The following is a 1,421-nucleotide window of genomic DNA, read 5'->3' as shown; positions in this document are numbered from 1 at the left end:
CTTCCAACCCAACACCTTTCTGGGCCGGTTATTCAACGTGTACGCCACCGCCTCAAGCTCCTCCACACTCCACCTTGAAAGATCAGTACCCTTCGGAAAATACTGTCGCAGGAGCCCGTTCGTGTTCTCGTTCGTAGGCCGCTGCCACGGCGAATGCGGATCCGCGAAGAACACCTTCGTGCCAGTCTCGAATGCGAACTTCGCATGAGCGGAGAGCTCTTTCCCGCGATCCCACGTCAACGTCTTCCTGAGCTGCTGCGGTAGCTGAGACATCGCCACAGTCAGCGCATCGGCCATCGCCACAGCCCCATACCCACCAAGCGCGGGCCCGTTCTTCACCACCGGTTGCTCCCCATACCCCTCCAGTCGAGGCAGATGCACCAACAACGTGGAACGGCTCTTCCGCTCAACGAGGGTGCCTATCGCCGACCGGTTCGTCCCGATGATGAGGTCCCCTTCCCAATGCCCCGGAACTGCACGATCAGCAGCCTCCGCTGGCCTCTCAGAAATCACCACATCAGCGGTGACATGCCCCTGCGGTGTGTTGCGCGACCTCGCCCGCGGTTTCCGGAGCGCACGCCCAGTCCGAAGCGCCGCGACGAGTTCACGCTTCAGCGCGCCACGACCCTCGATATAGAGAGACTGGTAGATCGCTTCGTGACTGATACGCATACTCTCATCATCGGGGAAATCGACCTTCAACCGTTCGGAGATCTGTTCCGGGCTCCACCCAAGGAACCACTTCCGGTCCTGCCGATGCGGCTTATTTAGTCCCTTCCATACCGGGGCTTTGGGTCCCGTAACGATGGTGCCATCGGGCAGCCGAACCTCACCAGAAAGACGCTCCTGCACGTACTCCCGCAAATGATCGTGCTGCACAAGCTTCGCTACTTTGGGACGTTTCGCGGCCTGTTGCGCTTTCCATTGCGCGACCAACGGCCGGTATTCTGGCTTCCCGCTCCGGGTGGCTGCGTTCCGTCGTAACTCACGTGAAATCGTTCCAGGGTCACGCCGCAACTGGCGGGCAATCTCACGCACCCCAATGTTCCGGGCGCGAAGGAGGCCGATCTCTTCACGTTCCTCAAATGAGAGATACCGCCCAGTGGGCTCGCACAAACTCAGTGGTGTCATACCCCCAGCATGCCGAAACCACCTCGTACCTACTGGCACTGACACGCCCACCTGTAGCGCAGCTTCAGCCGAGGTGATCCCAGTGGCGATCAGACGCCAAAACTCGCGCTGAACTGACCGGGAAGGCTCCGGTCTACCAGGAGATCGCATCGGGGGCCGTAACGCCCTATCCGCACGCCACTGCCGACGCACCACCTCGGGCGCATCACCGGTTTTCGCGGCCCAATCTTTCGTCGCCATTCTTGAACACCTCCATCATCAGGGTGTTGCGACAACCAATTGAATCCGCC

Annotated in this window: 1 protein-coding gene; it reads right to left on the bottom strand. The window is 60.4% G+C overall.

The window, feature by feature from the left end:
* A partial coding sequence (locus tag D1J51_RS17640; protein WP_119077309.1) for an IS30 family transposase occupies positions 1-1,131 on the bottom strand: 1,131 nt, incomplete at its 3' end.
* Positions 1,132-1,421 lie beyond the last annotated feature (290 nt).

Source organism: Leucobacter sp. wl10 (assembly GCF_003569785.1).
GTDB lineage: Bacteria > Actinomycetota > Actinomycetes > Actinomycetales > Microbacteriaceae > Leucobacter.
This window is presented reverse-complemented; position numbering and strand designations above follow the sequence as displayed.